The organism is Paenibacillus lautus NBRC 15380 (genome assembly GCF_004000945.1).
Classification (GTDB): domain Bacteria; phylum Bacillota; class Bacilli; order Paenibacillales; family Paenibacillaceae; genus Paenibacillus_AQ; species Paenibacillus_AQ lautus.
The window spans coordinates 56,740-81,472 of sequence record NZ_BIMF01000016.1; the positions used below are offsets into that span (position 1 = coordinate 56,740).

Genomic DNA, 24,733 nt, shown 5'->3' on the forward strand with positions numbered 1-24,733 from the left:
TCAACAAGCACTTGCAGCCATGAAGAGACGATGAGGAGGTCTTTACTATGTTTCGAAATCAAATCTATATTGCTGGACAATGGATTCAGACCGAGGAACAAATGGATGTATATAATCCGGCGGATGGAAAGGTGATAGGAACCGTGTCCAAGGCCGGCAAGAAGGAAGCCGGGCTTGCCGTCGATGCGGCAGCCGATGCTTTTCCGGCGTGGTCCCGTAGAACGGCGAATGAGCGGGGGGAACTGCTGCACCGCTGGCATCAGCTCATAGAGGAACATACGGATGAATTGGCGCGGATTATGACAACAGAGCAGGGGAAACCGCTTAAGGAAGCAGCGGGCGAGATACAATATGCCAACAGCTTTGTGTCCTGGTATGCGGAGGAAGGCAAACGAATCTACGGCGAGACCATACCCGGATCATCCAGCCGCCAACGCATCATCGTAACGAAGCAGCCCGTTGGCGTCGTAGCAGCGATTACCCCGTGGAACTTTCCGGCATCCATGATTACCCGCAAAGTGGCGCCTGCTCTGGCCGCCGGCTGCACCGTGGTGATCAAGCCATCCGGTGAGACGCCGTTCACGGCCATCAAGCTGGTGGAGCTTGCCGATCAGGCCGGGATTCCTGCCGGGGTCATTAACATCGTAACCGGATCTTCAAGCGACATTTCCGGCGTGTGGCAGGCGGATAGCCGCGTAAGAAAGCTGTCTTTTACAGGATCAACCGAAGTGGGGAAACAGCTGATGGCCGGAGCTGCCGCTAACGTCAAGAAAATATCGCTGGAGCTGGGCGGTCATGCGCCGTTTATCGTGACGGATCAGGCTGACCTGAATCAAGCGGCTGCGGGATTAATCTCCTCCAAGTTCCGCAACGGGGGACAGACCTGCGTATGTGCCAACCGGGTTTATGTTCAGGAAGGCATTGCGCAGGAGTTTGCCGCGAGGTTTGCTGAGCTTGTAAAGCAATTGAAGGTAGGAAATGGACTGGAGAACGGCGTCGATATCGGTCCTTTGATTAACCGGGACGCTGTGGATAAAGTCGTAAGGCAGATCAAGGACGCAGAAGAGAAGGGCGGCGTCATACTGGCAGGAGGTCAAGCATTATCAGAGCTTGGCCGTAATTATATGGAGCCGACGGTCATTATGAACGCAACGGACGACATGGAGTGCATGAACGAGGAAACCTTTGGTCCCCTTGCGCCGATTACCACTTTCAAAACGATAGACGAAGCGGTGCAGCGTGCCAATAACAGTCCCTATGGCTTAGCCGCTTATGTATTTACGCAGAATCTAGGCGAAGCGGTTAACATTGCGGAATCGCTGGATTACGGGATTGTGGGCGTGAATGATCCCGTTCCTTCGACGGCGCAAGCGCCGTTCGGTGGATTCAAAGAGAGTGGACTCGGCCGGGAAGGCGGGCATTACGGAATGGATGAGTTCCTGGAGGTGAAGTACATTTCGCTTGGACTTTAAGAGAGGATTGGGCTTAAATCCCCCACACGATTACGCGCAAGCGGCAAGCTGCCCGGAGACAATGCAGCTTGCTACGTTGCGCGATATGAACTAAACATTCTTAACCAAAAATGAAGGGGCATACTCAAGGTCTACAGACCACGAGCATCCCCCTTTTGCTATGACTGTAGGATGACGGGTTTGCCGGTTTCCGCGGATTCATTGGCGGCCAGCGTTACTTCCAGCGTCTTGAAGCCATCTTCATAAGATGCCAGCACGAGGCTCGGGTCGTTGTTACGAATGGCGTCGATCAAGGCATTGGTAAGGTTTTTGTAAAAGTCCGTTTTGCTCCGGTACACGATTTCTTTCTCCTTGTCTACAATGGAGAGCGTGGTTCCGTCCAGAACTACGCGGAAGTCGCGGCCCATGATCTCGATCCCGCTGCGGTGATCGAACTGGATAAATCCAGTTTGCATATGGCCGACAGCTCCGGAATCCAACACGAATTGGATGGCGCCCACATCCGGAATGTCGAGGTCCGGAATGTCGTTCACCAGCAGTAGCTTCATATCGGCATACAGGCGGGTGATATCGCCGCACAGGTAGCGAACCAAATCCATGGTATGCGTGGATTGCTCAACCAGCTGCCCCCCGGATAATGCTTTCTTTCGCCACCAAGGAGTTGGTACAGGCGTTGTTATGTAGTGGGCGCGAACCATGCCGATTTTTTTGTCCTTGAGAAAGTCTTTGGCGATCGCAACGGTGTCCAGGTATCGCAGACAATAGCCGGAGGCTGCAATGATTCCGCTTTCAGCAATGACCTTGGCTTTGTGGCGGACGGACTGGGCGTCCAGACCCAGCGGCTTCTCCACCATCAGGTGAATGCCCTTCGCGGCTGCCTGCTCTTCGATATCTCCATGGCAAAATGGCGGAATGCATACATACAGCACATCCAGCTGCTCCCGCTCCAGCATCGTGCTGCCGTCCGTATAATAAGCCGTACCGTACTGCTCGGCCTGCTGCTTGGCTAACGCTTCATTCGTATCGCATATCGCGGCCAGCTGAACATATTCGTTCCCGTGAAGGTTTTTGATATGGACAGCGCCCATGCCTCCCGCTCCAAGCACGCCTGCTTTAATCATAGATTGCCTCACTCCTGATCGTATAAGATGATGGTTACATATTCCGGTAACTCGATTACTCACACGTGATTATAGCCCCGCTATCCATATTATTCAAGCATTCATTTGAACCTGGATTGACGGATCCGCTATGAAAAAAAACACAGAAGACCTCCTCAATTACCACGAGCATGCCTTCTGTGCCGGTTAACGATTACAGCTCCGACATGGTGATGGCCCGATGGCTCTCGGACGATCGGTAGGCGGCTACAGCCACGGCAAGTGCCTTGAGACCATCTTCACCGGTGACGGATGCCTCTGCAGCGCCGGAGGAGATCGAGGATACGAAATCCCTGATCAGGCTGGCATCCATGCTGTCTCCCCATGCATGATGGCGGTAGCCGGAATCATCGGTGTATACGTGCAGTTTCTGGCTGGTGGCATTAACGCTTAGGGTCCCGGCAGAGCCGACAATCTCCAAGGTGACGTTGCCCCATGTCGGAAACTCCTTATTGCGGGACCAGCTGCAATCCAGTGTGGCAAACACACCATTATGGAATTCCATGGTCAGAATGCCGCAATCATCAATGGGAGATTCCGAGATGAGATGGCCGACTTCGGCATACACGTCCTTCACCTCGGCACCTGTAATCCAGCGCATGATATCGGCGACATGCACCGTATGATCAATGACGGCACCTCCGCCGGATAGCTCCGGATCGATGAACCAACCGCCGGGATTGCGCCCGCGGTTGGTCCCCTTCATCGCCAGGATACGGCCTAGTCTTCCATCATCGACCATCTGTTTGGCCCGAACGACCGCAGCATGGTAACGCACGGGAAATGCCGTTTGCAGCAGCACGCCGCTTGCTTTGCACACATCAATCATGAACTGTGCATCCTGTATGTTAGTCGAAAGCGGTTTTTCGCAGAGCACATGCACCCCGGCTGCAGCGGCGGCCAGAACGTGCTCCTTATGATGGACATTCTCGGATGTGACAATGACGCCATCCATGCCCTGACTAAGCAGCTCGTGATAATCCCGATAATAGGCTGTTCCGAAATACTCGGCGTATTTTCGTCCGCGCTCCTCTACAGGATCGGCTATGCCGGCAAGCTCTACGCCTTCGATCCCCTGCAGCGCTTTGGCATAACTGAACGCATGCATATGCGCAAAGCTAATCACTCCTAATTTCATGATTTTCTCTCCTTTTTAAAGAGATAAGAAAGTATAAACATCAGAGGCTTAGCCTCCTTATCTCGCAAGAAAAATTTCCGCTGTATGCGGTCGATCTTCTGAGAAAATACGGCGATAGGCATTTTTATGGTGAAGTAAGTATAAACGCAGCATCTTCGATAATCACTGGCTCGCCGGAGGCCATCGAGGCTATAGCGGCAAGCGCGATACGAAGCGCTTCGTATGCGTCTTCAGCCGTTACGAGCGGCTCACAGCCATCGCGGATGCACGACATGAAGTGCTCCAGTTCCCGGTAATAGGGACTGTGCTCCAGCGGGCTTTCCGGCACGACGACGCCGGGGATGGTAGCGGCACAGCTCCGTGTCTTGAAGAGGAGAGGGCTGTCCTTGGCACTGTCATAATCGATAATGCCGCTTGTGCCCGCCATCTCTAAATTCATGGAGAAACCCTCGTGCGCCCAGGTGCCTTCCACATGCGCGATGACACCGCTTCGGAAACGAAGGGTTACCAGCGAATAATCCAGCTGGGCCTGATGACGACCATGGAGCCCTTTGGCATAAACGCGCTCCACCTCGCCGAAGCACCAGCGCAGGTAATCAAAATCATGAATCATCGCGTCCAGCGTAATTCCGCCGCTCGCTCCGAAGTCGCTGTACCAATGGTTCCAGCCCACAGGATAACCGCCGCCACGGCCTGCCCGAATGACCGCGGGTTTTCCGATGCTGCCCTGATCCAGAAGCGACTTGGCCTTTACATATTCCGGGAAAAAGCGGAGCACATGACCGACAAATAATCGTACTCCTTTTTCGTGGCAGTAGTTGATCATGAAGTGCGCGTCTTCCTCGCTTCTGGCCAGCGGTTTCTCGCATATGACATGCTTGCCGATGTCCGCCGCTTTTACAACGTATTCCTTGTGAAGCGGGGTTGGCAGGCAGACGTCAATGACATCAACTACATCAGAACCCAAACCTTCAACTGCTGCTTCGAATGAAGCATAGGCCTGTGCGCCGTGTCTGTCCGCCAGCTGCTGCGCTTTCTCCGCCTGGATATCGGCAATCCCGGCAAGCTTGACGCCCGGCATCGAAGCGTAGGCGGCGGCATGGGTTCTTCCCATGGCGCCCGCACCAATAACTAACACCTGTAACATTTCCGTACACTCCTTTTTTTGCATGGTTGGTGCTTTCCGCGTCCTATCCTTTTATCCCGTTCATGGCAATGCCTTCAATGAAGTAACGCTGAAGGAAAATAAACAGGATGATGATGGGAAGGGTAGCCATTAGGGCGCCTGCCATCAGCAGGGGGTAATCGGTGGAATGCTGTCCCTGGAAGCTGGAAATCCCGATGGAAAGCACGCGCATCTCCTCGGAGCTCGTCATGATGAGCGGCCATAACAGATCGTTCCATGAGGCTAATATGGTGAAGATCGCCAGGGAGACGAGAGCCGCCTTGGATAACGGCAAGTATATATTCCAGTAAATCCGGAAATAACTGCAGCCGTCGATTTTGGCGGCTTCCTCCAGGTCTTTCGGCAGCGTCATAAAGAACTGTCTCAATAAGAATGTGCCGAAGGCACTGAATATGCCGGGTACGATGAGCACATAGAACGTGTCCAGCCAATTGAACTCGCGCATGATGACAAAGCTCGGAATCATAACGACCTGGGAAGGGACCATCAATACGGCCAAGAGCGCGAGAAAGATGGCGTTCTTGAAAGGGAATCTCAAGCTGGCAAAGGCATAGGCTGCAAGGGAGCACAGAATGAGTTGTCCAGCCGTCCGCCCCACCGTCACGATAACGGTGTTCAAATAATAGGTACCGAAATCGATGGTTTGAATGACCCGCAGGTAATTGTCCGGATGCCATTCCACAGGCAGCCATTTCGGCGGAATGGACATGGAATCGGCAAATGACTTGAAGGATGTCGAGATCATCCACAGAAACGGCATAATCATGAGCAGCGCCCCGACAGCTAACAGGATGTGGACCGTCAGACGGCTTGCTTTACCTGCATTGGTTGAAGTATTCACGTCTACACACCTCCTGTTATTGGTAGTGGACCCAGCGCTTCTGAATATACATCTGGACCATGGTAATGATCAGAATAACGATAAACAGAATGAAGGCCTGCGCTGAAGCGTAACCCATGTTGAAGTATTTGAAGCCGTCTTCCCAGATGCTGTATACCACCGTCCGGGTGGATTCCAGCATCGTGGTCTGTTGATCCATCATGATGAAGATCAGGTCAAACACCTGGAACGAATTGATGAAGGACATGACCAAGACAAAGAACAAGCTGGGCGTCAGCAGGGGCAGTGTAATCCGGAAGAACTTATACAGCGTTCCCGCTCCGTCGAGCGAAGCTGCTTCATAATAGCTGCCGGAGATGCCCTGCAGGCCGGACAGCAGAATGACGGCATTGTATCCGATGCTGCTCCAGACACTGACGAGCACGATGGAGAACAAGGCGAATCTCTCATCGAACAGCCAGTTGGGCTGCGGCAGGTTCATGATCCCCAGCACATGGTTGATCAATCCGAATTCGGAGTTGTACAACCATTTCCATACCATGCCGACCGCGATCGGCATGGTGATGACGGGAATGAAATAGAAGGTGCGGTAGAAGACCATGCCTTTGATCTTCTGGTTCAGGAGCACGGCCAGCACCGTTGCGAGTGCAACGGATAACGGTACCGTACCTACGGTATACATCATCGTGTTCAGCATGGAACCGGTGAATTTGTCGTCCTTCATCAAATTTGCAAAGTTATCAAGTCCGATGAATTGAGGTGAAGTTAGTCCATCCCACGACGTAAACGACAGAAACAGGGATGCTGCGGAAGGTGCCATATAGAACAGACCGAGGCCCAGCACGACAGGCAGAATGAAGATGTATCCCCACATGGCTTCGTGAACGGCAAGTTTCCCTGCTTTTCGCTTGGTTGTTGTTTTAGGAGGTTCTGTGGTCACAGTGATGGGAGAGCTCACAGGCTGCACCGTCCTTTCTTAATTTCCGTATTGGGAGCGGCTGCTCGTCATTCGGTTTCTGTCGCAAGGATGGCATTCATCTGTTCGCCGGCATTTTTCAGCGCTTCTTCAAACGATTTCTTTCCGAGGAAAGCCGCCTGAATTTCCTTTACTTCAGCGTCCTGCCACTCTGCGGTTTTCTGGGATACGGGATATGGTACGGCGAACTCCAGGCTGTCCACGAACACCTGTAGATCAAGAGATGGAATGGACTTCAGCCAGCCGCCCTCCGTGCCTTTGTACGCAGGCATCGAGAAGCCAGAGTCAGCCAGCAATTCCTGTCCTTCCTTGCCGGATAGAATCTGAATCAATTCCCATGACTCCTGCTCGACCTTGGTCTTGCCGTTGATGGCCCAGCTGAGGCCATGGACGATGGACGCCTTTTCCTTTCCGGCTGGCAGAACCGCGACACCCAGCTTGTCGCCAAGCAGCTTGTAGAGTTCCGGAGAGTTGACGGAGATTCCCGGGAACATGGCGGCCTTGCCCGAGCCGAACAGCTGGCGCGACTTGGTTTCAAGCTGCTGCTGCGCATTCGGAGAGTAGCCTTTCTCAATCAAGCTCTGCTGCCATTTGAATGCCGAAAGAGCTTCCGGCGTATCGTAACCGGATGTTTTTTTATCGTCGGATATCACGAACCCGCCGGCCTGGGCAATATAGTTGTAATAACCGATTTGGCTGTCGATCGGCGTAATGTAGCCGTAGATTCCGTTTGATTTATCCGTCAGTTTGGCCGCGTTCTCTTCTACCGTTTCCCAGGTCCATGTATCGTCTGGATAGGGCAGCCCGGCCTTGTCAAACAATTCTTTATTGTAAAAAAGTCCGACGGAATCCTGGAAATAAGGAAGTCCGTGAAGCTTGCCCTGATAGGTGTACATATCGAAGAGCGCTTCGGTATAAACCGAGGTGTCCAGACCGCTTTGCTCAATTAGGGGAGACAGGTCTTTGATCAGACCGGAGGAGGCATAGGAGTGAAAGTTAGGACCGTTCATCCAGTAGACGTCAGGACCGCTATTGCCGGCGAGGCTGGTTTTCAGCTTGGTCCAATAATCGGCCCAAGGGGTGTAAGTCACTTTCACTTCAACATTCGGGTGCTTCTCATTGAAAATCTTAATGGATTTGTCCAGCGTATCCCGCACATTTTCGTCCCATAGCGCAACGTTGATGACCTTCTTGCCGTTATTTCCTCCAGAGGCATTGCCGCCTCCGCATGCGGACAGTAACGCGGTGAGCACGAATAATACCGAGATCAGGACAGACATTCTTTTTTTCATCAGATAACCCTCCTTGAATTCATATGATTTTTGATCAAGCGTGGTTGGTCGTACGGCTTGTTCAGAGTGAATCGGACCCCTTAAGCGCCCCCTTTATGTAAGTGATATAAAAAGCAATAGTTATTCCATTCGTCGAAAAAAGTTGACATCTCAATGCTATCTTTCTTGACAGAATAACCAGCTTCTATTGCGAAAGATTATATAATCACCTTGTTTGTTTTTCAAGATAGCGATTTCAAAACCTTTTAAATTCTTTTTTTCACAATATGAGAGAATCGCTATCAGATCTTACGCCGTATGTTATTTCGGTGGATGGAATAAGTTTATATCCGGTTGTTGAAAATGTTATAGTGATTCTATCCTCATTTTTCCGATACAGAAAGTCGCACTACGATGAAGAAACTATAGAAAGGTTGAGCTTGTTTGAACAATATGAAAAAAGGTGACCACAAGCTGATTCAGGCATTAAACCGGTCCAAGGTGCTGAACAAGATCCGCACAGAGGGACCCATATCCAGAATCGATCTGGCCAAAAAAAACAAGCTGAGTCCTTCCACGGTCGCCTCAGCCGTACAGGAGCTAATTAAGGAAGGCTACGTTTCCGAGATTGGAACTGGCTCCTCCAGCGGAGGAAGAAAGCCCATTCTGCTTAAATTCAATCCGGATAATCATTATTTGTTCGCGGTAGCGATAACGAATTCGGTCATGATGCTGGCCCGCATGAATCTGGAGGCGAGGGTGCTGCAGAAGGAAACGCATTCTCTAACCGGACTCCAAGGAGAAGCCGTTGTCGAACGATTGCTGAGCCTGATGGATGATTTCATGACAGGACAAGAAGACTTGGAGCGGTGTGTCGGGATATCCATTACCGTGCCGGGTATTGTGAGTGATAGCCGGGGCATGGTGCACTATAACACGAAACTTCGCATGACCGATGTTCCGTTGAAACGGACGATTGAAAACCGCTACGGGCTGCGAACCTGGGTGGAGAACGATATGAATTCCGTCGTGCTGGCTGAACGCCGATTTGGCGATTACGCATTCGCGAACCTGATTTATATTTCCATTGGCGACGGGCTTGGTTCCGGTATTTTGATTAACGATCATCTACTAAGGGGCAAGCATGGCGGTGCCGGCGAATTCGGGCATACGAGCATAAACCGCAGCGGAATCCGCTGCGAATGCGGCAATGTAGGCTGCTTGGACAGTTACATCAGCTGGATTGCTGTGTATTCGCGAATTATTACGGCGATCGCAACGGGGAGACCGACGTTGATCCAGGAGATGAGCGGGGGAGATTACAGTCAAATTGTTCCGTCCGTATTCAAGGAAGCTCTTCGTAGAGGGGACAAGCTGGCAAGGGATCTGAATGAGGAAGTGGCGGAGCTTCTGGGAGCAGCCATCGTCAACCTGGTCAATATGTTTAATCCTGAAGCGCTAATCCTGGGTGGGGACATGGCGCATGGAAATCCGGAATTGCTGGAAATGGTTCGCAGCTATATAGACCGACACGCGCTTCCGATTCTGAAGGAGGACATGGTATTTGGTCTGGCCTCTCTTGGCGAGGATGACAAGCTAATGGGTGCGGCTTCGGTCCTGCTGCAGGACTTGCTAGGTTTCTCCCTGACGGAATAATGGATTTGACAACGTTTCCACCTGCACGTTATCTTTGGTTAAATGCATATGCGGAAGGGGAGAAGTTGATTGGAGCAGTTCATTCTTGCGCTTGACCAAGGAACGACAAGCTCGCGCGCGATCCTGTTCAACAAGGAAGGAGATATCGTACACTCAGCTCATAAGGAGTTTCCGCAGTATTTTCCAAAGCCGGGCTGGGTGGAGCAGAATGCCAATGAAATATGGGGTTCCATTCTTGCGGTCATTGCGACCTGCTTATCCGAAGCGGGCGTGAAGGCGGATCAGATTGCTGGAATCGGGATTACGAATCAGCGGGAGACGGCCGTGGTATGGGATCGGAATAGTGGAGAACCGATATACCACGCCATTGTTTGGCAATCCCGTCAGACGGCCGGCATCTGCGAGGAGCTGATTGCTGCCGGGCATGACGGGACGGTTAGGGGAAAGACCGGACTTTTGATTGATCCTTATTTCTCGGGAACGAAGATCAAATGGATCCTCGATCATGTAGACGGTGCCCGTGAGCGGGCCGAGCGCGGAGATATTATATTCGGGACCATCGATACTTGGCTGATCTGGAAGCTGTCCGGAGGCCAGGCGCACGTGACCGATTATTCCAACGCCTCGCGTACGATGCTTTATAACATTCATGAATTGAAATGGGATGAGGAGCTGCTGCAGCTGCTGGACATCCCCAAGGCCATGCTGCCTGAAGTCAGGCCTTCTTCCGAAGTGTATGCCAAAACGGTTTCCTATCATTTCTTCGGACGCGAGGTTCCGATTGCCGGAGCAGCCGGCGATCAGCAAGCGGCGCTGTTTGGGCAGACCTGCTTCTCGGAAGGCATGGTGAAGACAACCTACGGAACCGGCAGCTTTATGCTGATGAACACCGGTGACAAGCCCGTAAAATCCGAGCATGGACTGATCACTACGATCGCCTGGGGATTGGATGGCAGCGTACAGTATGCGCTCGAAGGCAGCGTGTTCGTGGCCGGCTCGGCGATCCAGTGGCTGCGCGACGGTCTTCGGATGTTCCGCGAAGCGAAGGACAGCGAGCCCTATGCGCGCCGGGTCAACTCCACGGAGGGCGTGTACGTGGTGCCGGCCTTTGTCGGACTTGGCAGTCCATACTGGAACAGCGATGTCCGAGGGGCAGTCTTCGGCCTGACACGTGGCACGTCGAAAGAGCATTTCATCCGTGCAACCCTGGAGTCGCTTGCATATCAAACACGGGATGTCCTATCCGTGATGGAAGAAGATTCCGGCTATAATATCACATCCCTGCGGGTGGATGGAGGGGCTGTTTCCAACACGTTTCTCATGGAATTCCAAAGCGACATCCTGAATGTTCCGGTGGAACAGCCGAACATTACGGAGACAACGGCACTCGGTGCCGCCTACCTGGCGGGGCTCGCTGTCGGCTTCTGGAAGGATCAGGAGGAAATCTGCAGCAAATGGAGCATGGGACAAAGCTTCAAGCCAACCATGGAGGAAGACGTAAGGGAGCAATTATACAGCGGCTGGAAAAAAGCCGTTTATGCGGCAATGGCTTTTCATTAGCATTTTCTATGGTATAATGATCAATAAGTGAATATATGTCTGGAGACTTGGAGAGACCACTAGGCGCGGAATACCTCATGATATGGGGTTGCTACTGCGTGTTTCGTGGTCTCTTTTTTGCTGTCTTTTTGCATGGGAAGGGTAACGATAGATAAAAACAGGGTAAATCATACTGGGAGGGATTCATTGTGAAGCAGGCACAGTCGTTTTCAAGTTTGGACCGCAGGCATCGATTTCAAGAAATGGCGGAGGGAACCTTCGATCTGATTGTTATCGGAGGGGGCATAACCGGTGCAGGGATTGCGCTGGATGCGGTCACGCGCGGGATGTCAGTTTTGTTGGTCGAGATGCAGGATTTTGCCGCAGGAACGAGCAGTCGTTCGACCAAGCTGGTGCATGGCGGCCTGCGGTACCTGAAGCAGTTTGAAGTCGGCATGGTGGCCGAGGTTGGCAAAGAACGGGCCGTTGTGTATGAGAATGGGCCGCATGTAACGACGCCGGAGTGGATGCTGCTGCCGATACACCAGGGTGGCACCTTTGGGAAGTTCAGCACCTCCATTGGGTTGATGGTGTATGATTTCCTGGCCGGCGTAAAGCGGGGAGAACGGCGTTCCATGCTGTCCGCATCCGAGACGCTGAAGAGGGAGCCGCTTCTGAAGCAGGAGGGTCTTAAGGGCGGTGGTTATTATGTGGAATATCGGACGGACGATGCCAGGCTGACGCTGGAGGTCATGAAGGAGGCAGCCGCCAGAGGGGCGGTTCTGTTCAATTACACGAAGGCCGAATCGTTGAATTATGATGCGAATGGACGAATTACCGGGATCACCGTACGAGATATGCTGGGTGGCGGGGTCAAGTCCGTATCCGGAACCAAAATTGTAAACGCCGCAGGGCCTTGGGTGGATCAGGTGCGCGAAATGGATAAGTCCAAGAAGGGGAAAATGCTTCAGCTGACCAAAGGGGTTCATCTGGTCATCGATCAATCCAAGTTCCCGCTTCGTCAAGCGGTGTACTTCGATACACCAGACGGCCGAATGGTGTTTGCTATTCCCCGCGACGGGAAGACCTACGTGGGAACCACCGATACGGTCTACAAAGCCGATCCCGTGCGTCCCTTGATCACGGTGGAGGACCGGGATTATATATTGAAAGCCATTCATTACATGTTCCCTGGCGTGAAGCTAAGTCCGGCAGACGTCGAGTCGGGATGGGCTGGAGTACGGCCCCTTATATTGGAGGAAGGCAAAAGTCCCTCCGAAATTTCACGCAAGGATGAAATTTGGGAGTCTCCGTCCGGCTTGATTACTATTGCCGGTGGCAAGCTGACCGGCTATCGCAAAATGGCCGGCACCGTTGTCGACCTGGTTGCGCAACGGATTCTAGAGAACGGCGGCAAAGCGTATGGTGCCTGCGTAACGAAAAATCTGCCGATTTCCGGCGGTCAGGTAGGCGGATCCGGCCAATTCCCTGATTTTGTCCGCAAGCAGGCGGAGATAGGCGCAACGCAAGGAATTGACCGTAAGCTCGCCGAGCAGTGGGCGCGAATGTACGGCTCCAACGTGTCGGAATTGTTCCGCTTGGCCAAGGATGGCTCCGATCAGGCGGAAGCAGCGGCTCTTCCGGTATCGGTACTGGTTCCGCTGATGTATGCGATTCATCATGAGATGGCAGCGAAGCCGGCTGACTTTTTTATCCGTCGCACGGGTTCCCTGTTATTCCATATCGATTGGACGAGAAAATGGAAGCTGCCTGTGATCGATTATATGGCTGCGGTACTGGGGTGGAGCGAGCAGCAGACACTCGAATACACGAAGGAACTGGATGAGGAGTTGGTCTCGGCCACACAGCCTGCAGCAAGCGATCAATCGGCCCCGGCTCCAATTCCGCAAAACGCTTCTAAAACGAAGCTTTCGTCTTAATCGGCATGCAATTTAAAAGGGACGGAATGAGTGGGGGGATGGGCCGACCATCCACCCCGAAAATATAGAAGTAAGGGCTTTGGTATGATAATCTATATACGTTCACACTTGAGAGGAGAGATCACCCGATGAACCACAAAGCGTATGAAGGATCATATCACGGAGAGCGCGCGGTTTGGCTCCAGCACGGCCCTTACGAAGCGGCGATATTGCCCGAAATCGGAGGCAATCTCATCGCTTTTAGGGATAACGAAAGCGGTTACCGGTTCCTTCGCGAACCGGAAGCAGACGAAATGGAAGCATTTAAATCCAATCCGGGCGTTCACGGCATTCCTGTTCTTTTTCCGCCTAATCGTTATGAGGACGGCCGATTTCCATGGAATGGACAAACCTATCAGTTTCCGATCAATGAAGAAGCGACGGGCAATCACCTCCATGGCTTTTTACATACGATCCCTTGGAGCGTCGAGGATTTTGGCAGCAGCGAGGCTGAAAGTTACGTGGTGGTTTCGGTCACCATTGATGAGAATCATCCCGTGTATGCCATGCTTCCGCACCAGTTCACGTTCCGGCTTCGCTATACGCTGAATCAGGATGGTTTGGCTCAGCATGTGTTTATTCGTAATCTGGGAACCGGCAGCATGCCGTGCCTGCTTGCTTTCCATACGGCAATCAACGCTCCGTTTGCCCCCGAGAGCACGGCGGATGACTGCGTCGTGAGAATAACGATCGGCGAGCGGTGGGAAATGAGTGAGCGGATGCTGCCGACAGGCAAATTCCAGACGCTTACGGCAGAAGAGGAGCTGCTTCGGACAAGCGGCGTAACTCCCTATTTTGATTCGATGGACAACCATTACACCGCCGTCCCGCAAAACGGCAGAAACCGTATGGAATTGACGGATACCAAGCTTGGGAAAACGTTCGTTTATGATGTCGGCAACTCGTATAAGCAGTGGATGGTTTGGAACAACCAGGCTTCCCGGAAGTTCTTCTGTCCCGAACCGCAGATCAACCTGGTGAATGCGCCGAACGTGGACTTGCCGGCTGACGATATCGGTCTGTTCGGTTTGGCTCCGGGCGAAATTTGGGAAGCAACCTCCAGGCTGTATCTTAAGGATTAAGGGTCTGGTTTAGGCCTTTTCAATGAAAAAAAGCGTATGGATATTGCAGCACCCGAATACGCGGGCGTTTGCAGTCCATACGCTTTATATGTATATGACTCCTTCTTCAACTGCCAGCCGAAGAAAAAGGCGGTTGTTGCTGTTTATGGCGGCGACTCCGTTTCAAGCGATCCGGAATGACAAAAAAGGCGATATACATAAGGATAAACAGCGCGAGTGCGATGAACTCCTCAATGAGGATGTATACGGGATGCGGTCCCAGCAGGTCCAGCAGTGAAGCGGTGTCCGGCTTGCGCATCAGGAACATATAGTTCGAGCCGACAGCAAGGTTGACCAGACCGACAACGAATGCGGATACGTTCAGGAAGACCATCGTCCAGGCGATGGATTTCCAGGTTGGACGGTATCCTCGCACCCAGGTCATGTACAATGCCGTCAATATGATCGCGATATGGACAACGAAGAAATGAAAGAACCGGAAGTGTGGGAAAGGGTAGCCTAGATTGGGTGTTAATATAGCCTGCAAGGCCCCTCCAATTCCGGCAAAGTAAACCAACGGATATAGACGGCGTTCATCCGTAAGCAGGATGGCGATGGAGAGAAACAGGGTCAAACTGCACAATTCCAATGGAAGGGAAGTGGCAGGGTCCCATATTCCCGTTGACGCATACCAGATATGAAGGGAGGCTTCGGGTAACGAAAGTGCAGCAAGCAGCCCCCATCTCACGGTTTTTTGCAGAGAAGACTTGGAGGCGACTGCCGTCCTGAACAAGTACAATAGGGAGCAAAGGGCGATAAACACCAGAATGGCTATCCAATGTTCGGTGGAGAAAGCAGCAAACGCTTCCGGATATCTCGGATCAAAATAGGGATCGATGAGTGATCATCCTCTCTATGTTCATAAACCTAAAATTTGATATTACCATTATAGATGATATGACGATGGAAGAGAGGTGCAATTATTGTGAGTAAACGACAGGGAACCAAACGTTATGCGAGTCTCCTGCTTAGCTTAATGCTGATCTTCAGCTTAAGCGGACTTGCTCATCCCGGAGAGGTCGAAGCTGCCAGCTCGAAGTACAAAAAGTTTTTCGATATCAGCAAAAAGGGAGCCCCGATTCCTGGTTACTCCGGAACCAAGGAGTGGATTCCGCAAGGGCTGGCCCTCGTTCCGAGCAAGAACTGGATCATTATATCGCATTATTGGGGTAATAAGGATAGCAATCAAGCCAGCAGCATCTCGATTACAAGCAGCAAAACCAATAAACGCATCAAAACACTCTATTTGTATGAGAGCGGCAGCAAAAAACATACCGGACATGTCGGAGGGCTTGCGGTTAGCAAAAAACATCTGTGGGTGGCGTCCGGCAAAAATGTGTACAAAATTCCGCTGAGTACCATTAGCAGCAAAAAAGATTACAGCCATATCGTCATGACCCCATATGCGCTCGGCCATAAAGCATCCTATGCCACTTATTCTGACGGCATTCTATGGATTGGCGAATATATGGATGGCGAGGATCAAGGCGGCAAACAGTGTGCGCCGGGACCCAAGGGCAAGCTGCGAGGTTATCCATTGACGTCCAGCGACGGCTTGCCGTCGAACCGCAAAGCGACCTATACATGGAGTACGCCTGACCGAATACAAGGGGCGGTTGTGACGAAATCACGCGTGGTGTACAGCCAGTCCTGCGGTCGTAACAATGCAAGTAAATTGCTCATATATACTCGTGGAACAAAGGGAAAGGCTGCGGCTACGCCGCTGACGATGCCTCCGATGTCCGAGAATATTGCGATACGGGGCAATGACCTGTACGTTCTGTTTGAATCCGGTGCCCGGAAGTACAGAAATGGTGCCATGCCGTTAAAGAACCTTTACATAGTCAATACTAAAAAACTGAAGCTTTAACCCTACCAACCAAAAGATCCCGCCTCCGTTTAACGGATGCGGGATCTTTTGTGTGTTGCGCCCCATTTCAGAAGAGAGCGCAGCTCACTCAAACAGGCTGTTTTACTTCAGCGACAAGGCGCTTGAGCGACTCTTGCTTCCATCTCGGAATCCGAAGATGTTTAGCAGAAGGTGCCTTCTCCCCGAAGTAAACGATGCCTTGTTCTACCGTCGTGATTTTGTCAACGTTGACATAGCAGTTGCCGCCGACATGATAGAACTGTTTACCGGAGAGCAGGGATGCGATTTTTTCGGCAGTCATTCTCTTTTTAATATTATAGTTTCTGCCGTGAAAGCTGACCAAACCGTGCGATCCGGTTTTAAAGAACAGAATGTCTGTCTCCACCACGAAGTCCTCATACATGTTGCGGGATTCCGATACGTGCTTCATCATTCTGCTTCCCCCTTTTCCAAGATCAACATTTGATAACGCTTACATTCTAACATGTTTTCCCTGGGGTTTAAAGAACTTTTTATTTGACATTAAAAAAAGCCCATACCGCAAGGGTAGGGGCTTGGACTAACGTTTAAGGTGCAGCAGGTGCTTCTGGTGTTTCCGCTGCAGGATCTGCCGGCGTTTCAGCCGCGGTTTCTTCCAGCGTATTGGTGATCGTTGCTTTATCCTTCAGCTCTTGAATGTAGGCTGTGGATTCGGAGTAAACCTTCTGGTTCTCAAGCTGACTGCGGATTTCTTCCTTCTTATCTTCAAGGGTAGGGTTCGTGGCTTCTTTACGATCGGTAACCTTGATGATGTGGTAACCGAAAGAACTCTTCACCGGGTCGCTGATCTCACCCTTCTTCAATTTGAACGCTGCTTCTTCAAATGCTGGGTCCATCTGGCCGCGTCCGAAGAAGTCCAGGTCACCGCCGGTCTCCTTCGTAGCATCTTGGTTCTTCTCTTTTGCAATCGCTGCAAAGTCGGCGCCTTCCTTCAATTGCTTCACGATGGCATCGGCTTCTTCCTTGGTTTCCACGAGGATGTGGGAAGCGCGAACTTGCTCAGGAGTAGCGAAACTTTCTTTGTTTTGGTCGTAGATTTCTTTAATTTCTTCATCGGTTACTTTGATTTTGTCGGCCATCAGTTTTTTGAGCTCAACCTGGGTTTTGGTCTGTTCTTTAAGATCGTCGAGCGTCATGCCGGCTTGCTGAAGCTGCATATTGAATTGGTCCTCGGAAGGGAAGGTCGCCTTCAAGGTATCTACTTCTTTATTCACATCAGCGTCGGTCACCGTAATGGATTTCTTCTTGAGTTCCTGCTGGATCAATTCCTCAGTGATCATCGAATTGAGTGTTTGTTTACCGCCTAAGCTGACAAGCTCATCGTACAGATTATCCTTGGTAATGTTAACGTCATTGACTTTAGCTATAGCTTCATTGCCGGATCCCTTGGCAAACGGAGGGACAATCAGGACGACGATTAACGCTGCCGCCAATACCAGCGAAGCGATCATCCAGCCTTTGCTTCCGTTCCCGCCGCCACCTGCAGGAGACTGTTCATCGTAAAGCGGTTGATCCCCTGCTGGATGCATGAGCGCAGGCTGTTCGTTCTCATCCTTGTGAAGCTCGATGGGCTCAGGATAGGTTGAATCTATTCTTTCTTCTTCATTAGACAAGCTGCCCGGATCTTGTTGGTTATTCTCTTTCTCTAGGGCTTGTCCCTGTTCATCCTCGGGTTGCCCCGGATGGTTTGGCTGCAAATCGTTATCTTTCATTTAATGATTGACTCCCTTCGACTGCATGTAATAATGAGTTGGTTCATTCTTTAATCACTTTACCAGATAAGCCAAGGGTTTACCTTAAGAAAAAATAAAAATTGAAAAGATAATCGAAAAAGTTGGAGCTGGACCTACAGGATCAGCATTCCCGCTATACCACATACAATTCCAAGCAGGACAACGGAAGCAACAACAAACCACATGACGTTCCTCGGGAATGAGCGTCTTACCATGAGCAGGGAAGGAAGACTGATGGCCGGCAGCGTCAGAAGCAGGGCTGCGGCCGGACCCGCTCCGAGGCCCGCTGCCATAAAGGCCTGAATGATCGGGATTTCCGCCGCAGTTGGAATGACAAACAGCATTCCCATCACGGAGAAGAAGATGACGGCCAGCAGCGTGTTTCCGGCAGCTGCTCCCAAATGCGGGAACATCCACACTTGCAATGCGCCTAGGAGTAGCACGGCTATAAAATATGCCGGAACCACGCGAATCATCATATGACCGATGCTGGAGAACCAGCGCAGCCACAGCGGACGTTCATCGGGTTGATCGGTGCTCTCTGGTGCGTCAATCTCGATGGGATCCGCCTCTTTGGCGAAGCGGTTAGCGAGGTAACTGACGCCAAAGGTTAGAATGAGGCCGAAGACCAAACGCAGCGCGGTGAATTTCCATGATAAAACAAACGTCATGAAGACGAGTGTTGCCGGATTGATGGTCGGATTGCCGATCCAGAACGCGAGGGCAGAGCCCACGGACACCTTTTTCTTACGCAGACCGATCGCGATCGGTGCTGCGCAGCAGGAGCACATCATGCCCGGAATGGAGGCAACTCCTCCAATCGCCGTGCTGCCGAAAGTGGTTTTGCCGAGAACGCGGAGCAGCCACTGGGAGGGCAGCAGCGACTGGATCAAGGTCCCGAGCAGGATACCGAGCACCGCCGCTTTCCAAACGGCTTTAAAATACGTGACCGCATAGTCCCAGGCCGCTTGCCAAGAAGGTACGGCATTGCCCGGGTCCATGCCTAATATGGAGGAGCCGATGCTGTGCTCCATAATGGCTTTGAGCGCTTTATCGTAATAAGGCCACCATTTTACGTAGGTTAGCCCTGTTGCTGCAATGATGATGAAGATGGTGATGAACCAGATGGTTCTTCTGCGATCCGAATGATCAAAGGCCATTCTGCCGTCGCTTGAGTGATTCATGATTTATACTCCCCCGATGCGTTGTGAAATGATTTACATATCCAATCAACTAGTATATCACATTGTGGACAGAACGAAGAAAGATATTCCCGGTAATTGCAAGAAATAGGAAGACCATTAGACTTGGGGCAGCCGATTTCTTATAATAAAGATATTGTGTGTGATCACAAGTGTTAGTAAACGGACGAATATCAGATTATCCCCGGGGTAGATGAGAGGTTTTTTAAGCATCCACGCCGGGGTTGTTGCATGCGTTTTGTTAAAATTAACTCTTAAGACGAAGGGAAGACCCGTGATGAGTCAATCGGAGAAAATAAAATTAACCTCGTATTCCTCTAAAGGAGGATGCGGCTGCAAGATCGGACCTGCGGACCTGGCTCAGGTCATTCGCAAGCTCCCGCAAGCCGAGCCGAATCCCAATTTATTGGTTGGTTTGGATACAAGTGATGATGCAGGCGTATACCGCCTCACGGATGAGTTGGCTATGGTTCAGACTGTCGATTTCTTTACGCCGATTGTGGATGATCCCTATGATTTTGGACAAGTGGCTGCTGCGAATGCCATCAGCGATATTTATGCCATGGGAGGCAAGCCGTTGACTGCCTTGAATATCGTGGCATTTCCGATCTCAACGCTGGACAAGCAGGTATTGACGGATATTTTGAGAGGTGCAGGGGATAAATTGAAGGAAGCGGGGGTAACCCTGGTTGGCGGGCACTCCATCGATGACAAAGAACCAAAGTTCGGCCTTGCCGTTACAGGTACTGTCCATCCGGACAGAGTAAGAACCAATGCCGGTGCTAAGCCAGGCGATGCATTGATTCTGACCAAGCCAATCGGCGTGGGTATCCTGACGAGTTCCATCAAGAAGGATCTGTTAAGCGATGAGGAGATTCGCCGAGTTACCGCCGTGATGGCGGCATTGAACAAAACGGCTGCCGAGCTCATGGAACCGTATGAGGTGCATGCTTGCACCGACGTGACAGGTTTCGGTCTCCTTGGCCATGCGCTCGAAATGGCCAAAGGAAGCGGCACGGGGATCCGGATTTCTAAACCTTCTGTTCCCATTCTGGAGCGGGTTCGCGAGATGGCCGACGGCGGTGTTATTCCAGGCGGTACGAAGAACAATTATGATCACGTGAAGGACGACGTGAATTTCCCGGACAACATGGACCAGATCGATAAGTGGATTTTGTGCGATGCCGTAACTTCGGGAGGACTCCTCATTGCGGTTGATGGCTCGCAGGCAGATCAGCTTCTGTCAGAGCTTCGCCATGCCGGGCTGGAAGCTGGAAGAATCGGCGAGGTCGTGCATGACCATCCGAATCGCATTGTTGTTGAGTTATAAAGTGAATCGCGTTTTGTATCAATAAAGGAGCGAACAGACATGTTTCAAGACATCACCGTAAAAGAATTAATGGAACTGCAAAGCAGGAAGAAGATTACTTTGATTGATGTCCGTTCCCCTTCGGAGTACAGGGATTCCACGATTCCGGGAAGTCTGAACATTCCGGTCTTCAATGATGAAGAACGGGCGGAGATCGGGACGATTTATAAGCAGGTGAGCGTGGATGCGGCTAAAGAGCGTGGACTTGCCATTATGTCGGCCAAGCTCCCGAGCTTTGTGAAGCAATTCAAGGAAATCGAGGGAGATAAGGCGGTCTATTGCTGGCGTGGTGGCATGCGCAGCCGGACTGCCGCAACCGTTCTCTCTTTGATGGATATCCATGTCAATCGGATTACGGGCGGGATTAAGGCATACCGGAAGTATGTGCTGGATACGCTGGAGCATAAGAGTCTGGACGCGGAAGCATTTGTCCTCCACGGATTGACAGGGACCGGCAAGACGGCAGTGCTTAGACAGCTCCAGCAGGAAGGCTACCCGGTCGTGGACCTGGAAGGGCTGGCAGGACATCGCGGCTCGATCTTTGGGCATGTTGGTCTACAGGCGAATAATCAGAAGACGTTTGATTCGGGATTGGTTGAGCGGCTGAAGCAACTGGAATCTTCGCCGTATTTGTTATTTGAGGCGGAGAGCAAACGGATCGGCAAAATTGCCGTTCCCGATTTCCTGATGAAGAAGAAGGAGTCGGGGGTAGCCATCGTGTTGGAACTGCCGATGGCGGAACGTGTTCGCCAGATCCTGGAGGATTACAACCCTGCCGCTTTTAAAGAGCAATATTTGGCGGCCTTTCAATTAATCAAAAACAGGATCCACACACCTATCGCCGCGGAAATCGGCAAGTCTTTGGAAGAGGGGCGGTTTGCTCAGGGAATACAGCTGCTGCTCGAGCATTATTATGATCCCAAGTACAATCACTCCTTCGGCCAATATGAGGGCAATACTCCCATTGTTGTGGCGGTGGACCGGGTGGAAGAAGCGGTGGTTGCGGTTAAAGATATATTGCGGAATCAAATGCTTCGGAAGACAGGCGCGTAAGGTAGCAAAACAAAGGCTAATGTGACAAAGTAAATCATAAACGATGCGCCTGCGTTGGCATTGACCGCTTTTATTGTGAGCTGATTATGATTGGAACTAGTATGGAAAATCGCCCCTGAAGTATGAGCCGATACCAACGTATCGCTTATGCTAAGGGGCGATTTTTTTTGACAAAGGCATTCTCTTTAAATGGAGGATAAAGCTTCGGATATAGGAGTATCTCCTGAAATCAGATCGAAGGAACGACGGAAGGTATTTTCTTCATCTAGGGATAACAGTATCGTTCGTGCTACATCCTCACGCGGAATCGATCCGCCCTGGATATTCTCCGCAGCGGTGATGCGTCCGGTACCGGGGTTATTCGTAAGTCCCCCTGGACGAATGATGGTGTACGAGAGGCTGCTCTGACGAAGCAGGCGATCCGCGTAATGCTTGGCGACATAATACGGTTTGATCTCCTCATTCCAAAATTCCCGATGATGCGCCCCCACGGCGCTTACCATCACAAAGCGCGAGACAGACGCCTGCTCGGCTGCTTCAATCATTTTTGCGGCTCCATCCAGATCGATTAACAGGGTTTTGTCGTATCCGGTAGCTCCGCCTGAGCCGGCAGCGAATACCACCGCCTGGCAATTCTTCGCCGCATCAGCAAGCTCCTCGACCGACCCTTCCAGGTTTGCAAGAACACACTCTATTCCTGCAGCTTCATATGTGGCTGCTTGTTCCTCTTTTCGTACCATTGCTTTTACGGTATAGCCTTCATGGTCTTGCAACAGATGTGTAAGCTGGTTGCCTATTTGGCCGTTGGCACCGACAACGAGAACCTTCATGTGGACATGCTCCTTTATGGTAAACTTTATGGTAAAAATTCTCTTGAAAGAGTAATCATTGCGATTTTGACATAGACTACGAGATATTTCATGTATATCCCAACTGGACTTTCCTTTATCTCAGGAAAATGATATTATCTTGTTTTCACCAATTCGCACGGATTCGAAACAAAGGCAAAGGAGAAAAGAGAGTTGAGCGGACAGAAGCTACACCCGACTTCAGGAAGACAACGCTGGATTTTCCTCATTTCGATGATCAGCTTGATAGGATTTGTCACACTGGCTGCTTTGGTAATGCGGCAAAGCCTGGCATCGTTTGATTTGGCGATCATAACAACGGTACAAGCCTGGGAGCATCCGCTTATCACGGATATCGCCATTGGGCTGTCGTTTATAGGTTCTATCGGACCGGTGATTGTGTTATGTCTGATTGTAATCGCCGTGCTATATTGGGTACTGGGACACCGCGTGGAGATCCTTCTCCTTATTGTGGTCGTCTTCGGTTCATCTATTCTGAATGTATTATTAAAATGGGTCTTTCAACGGGCAAGGCCCGACATCCACCGCTTAATTGAAATTACGGGGTACAGCTATCCCAGCGGACATTCCATGGTCGCCTTCTCGTTCTACAGCGTGTTGGCTTACTTGTTGTGGAGACATATTGACAGCAGAGCGGGGAGAGGCACATTAATATCCATCTCCGTCGTAATGATTCTCGGCATCGGACTAAGCCGGGTCTATCTTGGGGTCCATTATCCAAGCGATATCGTTGGCGGATATCTGGCTTCTTGCGCTTGGCTTGCATATCTGGTCCGATCTTATGAGAAAAGGATGGGGAAGCGGGCCAACCCGGAGCATGTGAATGAATCAGAAACTGCATAACATTGGAAGCGTAAGGGTAATTCATGTAATAGCGGTTCAAACGGAGGAGTATGTATCATGGTGTGTATCCTTAGATGTGAAATTGGGTTAGGTAAGGAGGGCTGTCTGTGGCGTTTGGAGCAAGAATGTTCAAAACCGGCTTAGCCGTGACGCTGGCTCTTTATTTAGCCATGCTGTTTGATTTTAAATCCCCTGTCGTTGCCGCCATAGCCGCGATTTTTGCGATGCAGCCGTCCATATACAGGTCGTGGAGATATTTCCTGGACCAGCTGCAGACCAGTACGCTCGGTGCGATTCTGGCGATGCTCGGAGGATATTTTTTATCGAATCAGCCGATTTCCGTCGGTTTGGTATGTATTCTAGTGATTATGATTTGCATGAAGCTCAAAATGGGCGAGACCATCGGACTTACGCTTGTCACGGTCATCTCCGTGATGGAAGCTTCCGGGCAATGGGATTTTGCGCTCAATCGCTTTATTCTGACGATTATCGGTATCATATCAGCATTTCTTATCAATATTCTTGTGTTTCCCCCGAAACCCAAGGAACAGTATATCACGCGGATTCATATTGTATTTGGCAAAATGTCACTGCTGCTGCGCACGGCCATCTCCCACGAAATGAAGGATTCGGTATACCGTGCGGAGAAGAAGGAACTGGAATCCGCGATCAAATCGTTGTCCGACAAATACAATTTATTTGAGGAAGAGCAGAAGAAGCTGAAGCGGGCCAAGTACAGTCAAGCCAGACAGCTCGTAGTGTATAAGCAATTGCTGCAATCCCTTCGTAAGGGATATGAAGTGCTGGATGCGGTGGAGAACCACTATTTTCAGGCGGAACGGTCCGAAGAAATCGACGAGCAGTTTGATCACAATTTGGAGCGGTTAATGAAGTACCATGAGCATATTTTGTGGAAATTCGAAGATAAACTGAAACCGAATGAGGACGAAGCCGAGACCATGGCGGAGAACAATGAAGCGTTCATGGAGCAGGTGATGTGCGGACCAGGCGCCAATCCAGGGGGGCTTCGGCTATCGGTGGTGGCCGCCTCCATGTATGATTACGGATATCAGCTTGACCGGCTGAACCGGGTAGCGGATCAAATCAGCCGTGTCGTGGATGATAAAGAGCAGGAGGAAGCCTTGTTCTCGTGGCTGCGTAAATAAGAGAAGTTCATCATTTGGGTGCCGATCAAGATGCCATATTTGATCGGCTTTTCATGCACCAGGGTTTAGGATGATTCCTCTTGGCAGTGAGCCTTGGGAATGGTATTGTATATAAACGCAAAAAAAACCGCCCCGGTGGGTCGGTTACTAAGATTCGATGTTGAATTATACGGGACACATTGCTATAATTAGCAATGGTTTGTCATTAAACATGGACAATATGGTTAGAATATCACAATTTTATTTTATC

At 51.0% G+C, this 24,733-nt stretch carries 21 protein-coding genes; 10 read left to right on the top strand and 11 right to left on the bottom strand.

Annotated elements, in window-relative coordinates; translation table 11 throughout:
• Positions 1–47 precede the first annotated feature (47 nt).
• Positions 48–1,472: an NAD-dependent succinate-semialdehyde dehydrogenase gene (locus tag PLA01S_RS23585; protein ID WP_127594272.1), complete on the top strand. Its 1,425-nt coding sequence runs from the start codon at positions 48–50 to the stop codon at positions 1,470–1,472.
• A 158-nt stretch (positions 1,473–1,630) separates the two neighbouring features.
• Here PLA01S_RS23585 and PLA01S_RS23590 read toward each other — a convergent pair whose 3' ends face one another.
• The 6 genes from PLA01S_RS23590 to PLA01S_RS23615 all read right to left on the bottom strand — a co-directional run bounded on the left by PLA01S_RS23590 (position 1,631) and on the right by PLA01S_RS23615 (position 8,065).
• Positions 1,631–2,593: a Gfo/Idh/MocA family protein gene (locus PLA01S_RS23590; protein ID WP_127594273.1), complete on the bottom strand. Its 963-nt coding sequence runs from the start codon at positions 2,591–2,593 to the stop codon at positions 1,631–1,633.
• A 193-nt stretch (positions 2,594–2,786) separates the two neighbouring features.
• A complete protein-coding gene (locus PLA01S_RS23595) occupies positions 2,787–3,770 on the bottom strand; it encodes a Gfo/Idh/MocA family protein (RefSeq protein WP_127594274.1) in 984 nt (327 codons plus the stop codon).
• A gap of 124 nt (positions 3,771–3,894) precedes the next feature.
• Positions 3,895–4,917, bottom strand: coding sequence for a Gfo/Idh/MocA family protein (locus PLA01S_RS23600; protein ID WP_127594275.1), 1,023 nt, complete (start codon positions 4,915–4,917; stop codon positions 3,895–3,897).
• A gap of 43 nt (positions 4,918–4,960) precedes the next feature.
• Positions 4,961–5,797, bottom strand: a complete 837-nt coding sequence (locus PLA01S_RS23605; RefSeq protein ID WP_127594276.1) for a carbohydrate ABC transporter permease — start codon at positions 5,795–5,797, stop codon at positions 4,961–4,963.
• A gap of 16 nt (positions 5,798–5,813) precedes the next feature.
• Entirely contained in the window at positions 5,814–6,755 is a 942-nt protein-coding gene (locus PLA01S_RS23610) for a carbohydrate ABC transporter permease (RefSeq protein ID WP_127594277.1), read from the bottom strand.
• A gap of 47 nt (positions 6,756–6,802) precedes the next feature.
• Complete coding sequence (locus PLA01S_RS23615) at positions 6,803–8,065, bottom strand: ABC transporter substrate-binding protein (RefSeq protein ID WP_127594278.1); 1,263 nt, start codon at positions 8,063–8,065, stop codon at positions 6,803–6,805.
• Between the two features lie 432 nt (positions 8,066–8,497).
• Between PLA01S_RS23615 and PLA01S_RS23620 the strand changes: the two genes are divergently transcribed.
• The 4 genes from PLA01S_RS23620 (at position 8,498) to PLA01S_RS23635 (ending at position 14,300) form a co-directional block, all read left to right on the top strand.
• A complete protein-coding gene (locus PLA01S_RS23620) occupies positions 8,498–9,700 on the top strand; it encodes an ROK family transcriptional regulator (RefSeq protein WP_246059797.1) in 1,203 nt (400 codons plus the stop codon).
• Between the two features lie 69 nt (positions 9,701–9,769).
• Positions 9,770–11,260 (top strand): glycerol kinase GlpK, encoded by a 1,491-nt coding sequence (gene glpK, locus PLA01S_RS23625; protein WP_127594280.1) that lies wholly within the window; start codon positions 9,770–9,772, stop codon positions 11,258–11,260.
• Positions 11,261–11,448: 188 nt separating this feature from the next.
• Positions 11,449–13,179, top strand: coding sequence for a glycerol-3-phosphate dehydrogenase/oxidase (locus PLA01S_RS23630; protein ID WP_127594281.1), 1,731 nt, complete (start codon positions 11,449–11,451; stop codon positions 13,177–13,179).
• Positions 13,180–13,307: 128 nt separating this feature from the next.
• A complete protein-coding gene (locus PLA01S_RS23635) occupies positions 13,308–14,300 on the top strand; it encodes an aldose 1-epimerase (RefSeq protein ID WP_127594282.1) in 993 nt (330 codons plus the stop codon).
• A 106-nt stretch (positions 14,301–14,406) separates the two neighbouring features.
• Here the strand turns inward: PLA01S_RS23635 and PLA01S_RS23640 are convergent, their stop codons facing one another.
• Positions 14,407–15,177: a YwaF family protein gene (locus PLA01S_RS23640; protein ID WP_127594283.1), complete on the bottom strand. Its 771-nt coding sequence runs from the start codon at positions 15,175–15,177 to the stop codon at positions 14,407–14,409.
• 87 nt (positions 15,178–15,264) lie between these two features.
• On the opposite strand from PLA01S_RS23640, the gene PLA01S_RS23645 reads away from it, so the two are divergent.
• Entirely contained in the window at positions 15,265–16,209 is a 945-nt protein-coding gene (locus PLA01S_RS23645) for a hypothetical protein (protein WP_246059791.1), read from the top strand.
• Positions 16,210–16,297: 88 nt separating this feature from the next.
• Here PLA01S_RS23645 and PLA01S_RS23650 read toward each other — a convergent pair whose 3' ends face one another.
• The 3 genes from PLA01S_RS23650 to PLA01S_RS23660 form a co-directional block, all read right to left on the bottom strand.
• The gene (locus PLA01S_RS23650) at positions 16,298–16,642 is read right to left on the bottom strand and encodes a LytTR family transcriptional regulator DNA-binding domain-containing protein (protein ID WP_009590070.1); all 345 of its coding nucleotides are present in this window, start codon (positions 16,640–16,642) and stop codon (positions 16,298–16,300) included.
• 133 nt (positions 16,643–16,775) lie between these two features.
• Complete coding sequence (locus PLA01S_RS23655) at positions 16,776–17,960, bottom strand: peptidyl-prolyl cis-trans isomerase (RefSeq protein WP_127594284.1); 1,185 nt, start codon at positions 17,958–17,960, stop codon at positions 16,776–16,778.
• A 134-nt stretch (positions 17,961–18,094) separates the two neighbouring features.
• On the bottom strand, positions 18,095–19,165 hold the full coding sequence (locus PLA01S_RS23660) for a permease (protein ID WP_127594285.1): 1,071 nt from the start codon (positions 19,163–19,165) through the stop codon (positions 18,095–18,097).
• Between the two features lie 295 nt (positions 19,166–19,460).
• On the opposite strand from PLA01S_RS23660, the gene selD reads away from it, so the two are divergent.
• Together selD and mnmH are read left to right on the top strand one after the other, a co-directional pair.
• Positions 19,461–20,513 carry a selenide, water dikinase SelD gene (gene selD, locus PLA01S_RS23665; protein ID WP_127594286.1) on the top strand — a complete coding sequence of 351 codons (1,053 nt, stop codon included), beginning with the start codon at positions 19,461–19,463 and terminating at the stop codon, positions 20,511–20,513.
• Positions 20,514–20,552: 39 nt separating this feature from the next.
• Entirely contained in the window at positions 20,553–21,605 is a 1,053-nt protein-coding gene (mnmH, locus tag PLA01S_RS23670) for a tRNA 2-selenouridine(34) synthase MnmH (protein WP_127594287.1), read from the top strand.
• Between the two features lie 185 nt (positions 21,606–21,790).
• On the opposite strand, the gene PLA01S_RS23675 is transcribed toward mnmH, so the two are convergent.
• Positions 21,791–22,435: an SDR family oxidoreductase gene (locus PLA01S_RS23675; RefSeq protein WP_127594288.1), complete on the bottom strand. Its 645-nt coding sequence runs from the start codon at positions 22,433–22,435 to the stop codon at positions 21,791–21,793.
• 192 nt (positions 22,436–22,627) lie between these two features.
• On the opposite strand from PLA01S_RS23675, the gene PLA01S_RS23680 reads away from it, so the two are divergent.
• Both PLA01S_RS23680 and PLA01S_RS23685 read left to right on the top strand, forming a co-directional pair.
• The gene (locus tag PLA01S_RS23680) at positions 22,628–23,317 is read left to right on the top strand and encodes a phosphatase PAP2 family protein (RefSeq protein ID WP_127594289.1); all 690 of its coding nucleotides are present in this window, start codon (positions 22,628–22,630) and stop codon (positions 23,315–23,317) included.
• A gap of 107 nt (positions 23,318–23,424) precedes the next feature.
• Positions 23,425–24,483, top strand: a complete 1,059-nt coding sequence (locus PLA01S_RS23685; RefSeq protein ID WP_100538204.1) for an FUSC family protein — start codon at positions 23,425–23,427, stop codon at positions 24,481–24,483.
• Positions 24,484–24,733 lie beyond the last annotated feature (250 nt).

What these genes read in the sequence shown, in the direction of transcription:
- PLA01S_RS23620 (WP_246059797.1), top strand. Translation starts at nt 8,498, where the DNA reads ATGAAAAAAGGTGACCACAAGCTGATTCAGGCATTAAACCGGTCCAAG.
- PLA01S_RS23595 (WP_127594274.1), bottom strand. Translation starts at nt 3,770, where the DNA reads ATGAAATTAGGAGTGATTAGCTTTGCGCATATGCATGCGTTCAGTTAT.
- PLA01S_RS23590 (WP_127594273.1), bottom strand. Translation starts at nt 2,593, where the DNA reads ATGATTAAAGCAGGCGTGCTTGGAGCGGGAGGCATGGGCGCTGTCCAT.
- PLA01S_RS23650 (WP_009590070.1), bottom strand. Translation starts at nt 16,642, where the DNA reads ATGATGAAGCACGTATCGGAATCCCGCAACATGTATGAGGACTTCGTG.
- PLA01S_RS23675 (WP_127594288.1), bottom strand. Translation starts at nt 22,435, where the DNA reads ATGAAGGTTCTCGTTGTCGGTGCCAACGGCCAAATAGGCAACCAGCTT.
- PLA01S_RS23635 (WP_127594282.1), top strand. Translation starts at nt 13,308, where the DNA reads ATGAACCACAAAGCGTATGAAGGATCATATCACGGAGAGCGCGCGGTT.
- PLA01S_RS23615 (WP_127594278.1), bottom strand. Translation starts at nt 8,065, where the DNA reads ATGAAAAAAAGAATGTCTGTCCTGATCTCGGTATTATTCGTGCTCACC.
- PLA01S_RS23660 (WP_127594285.1), bottom strand. Translation starts at nt 19,165, where the DNA reads ATGAATCACTCAAGCGACGGCAGAATGGCCTTTGATCATTCGGATCGC.
- PLA01S_RS23655 (WP_127594284.1), bottom strand. Translation starts at nt 17,960, where the DNA reads ATGAAAGATAACGATTTGCAGCCAAACCATCCGGGGCAACCCGAGGAT.
- PLA01S_RS23600 (WP_127594275.1), bottom strand. Translation starts at nt 4,917, where the DNA reads ATGTTACAGGTGTTAGTTATTGGTGCGGGCGCCATGGGAAGAACCCAT.
- mnmH (WP_127594287.1), top strand. Translation starts at nt 20,553, where the DNA reads ATGTTTCAAGACATCACCGTAAAAGAATTAATGGAACTGCAAAGCAGG.
- PLA01S_RS23585 (WP_127594272.1), top strand. Translation starts at nt 48, where the DNA reads ATGTTTCGAAATCAAATCTATATTGCTGGACAATGGATTCAGACCGAG.
- selD (WP_127594286.1), top strand. Translation starts at nt 19,461, where the DNA reads ATGAGTCAATCGGAGAAAATAAAATTAACCTCGTATTCCTCTAAAGGA.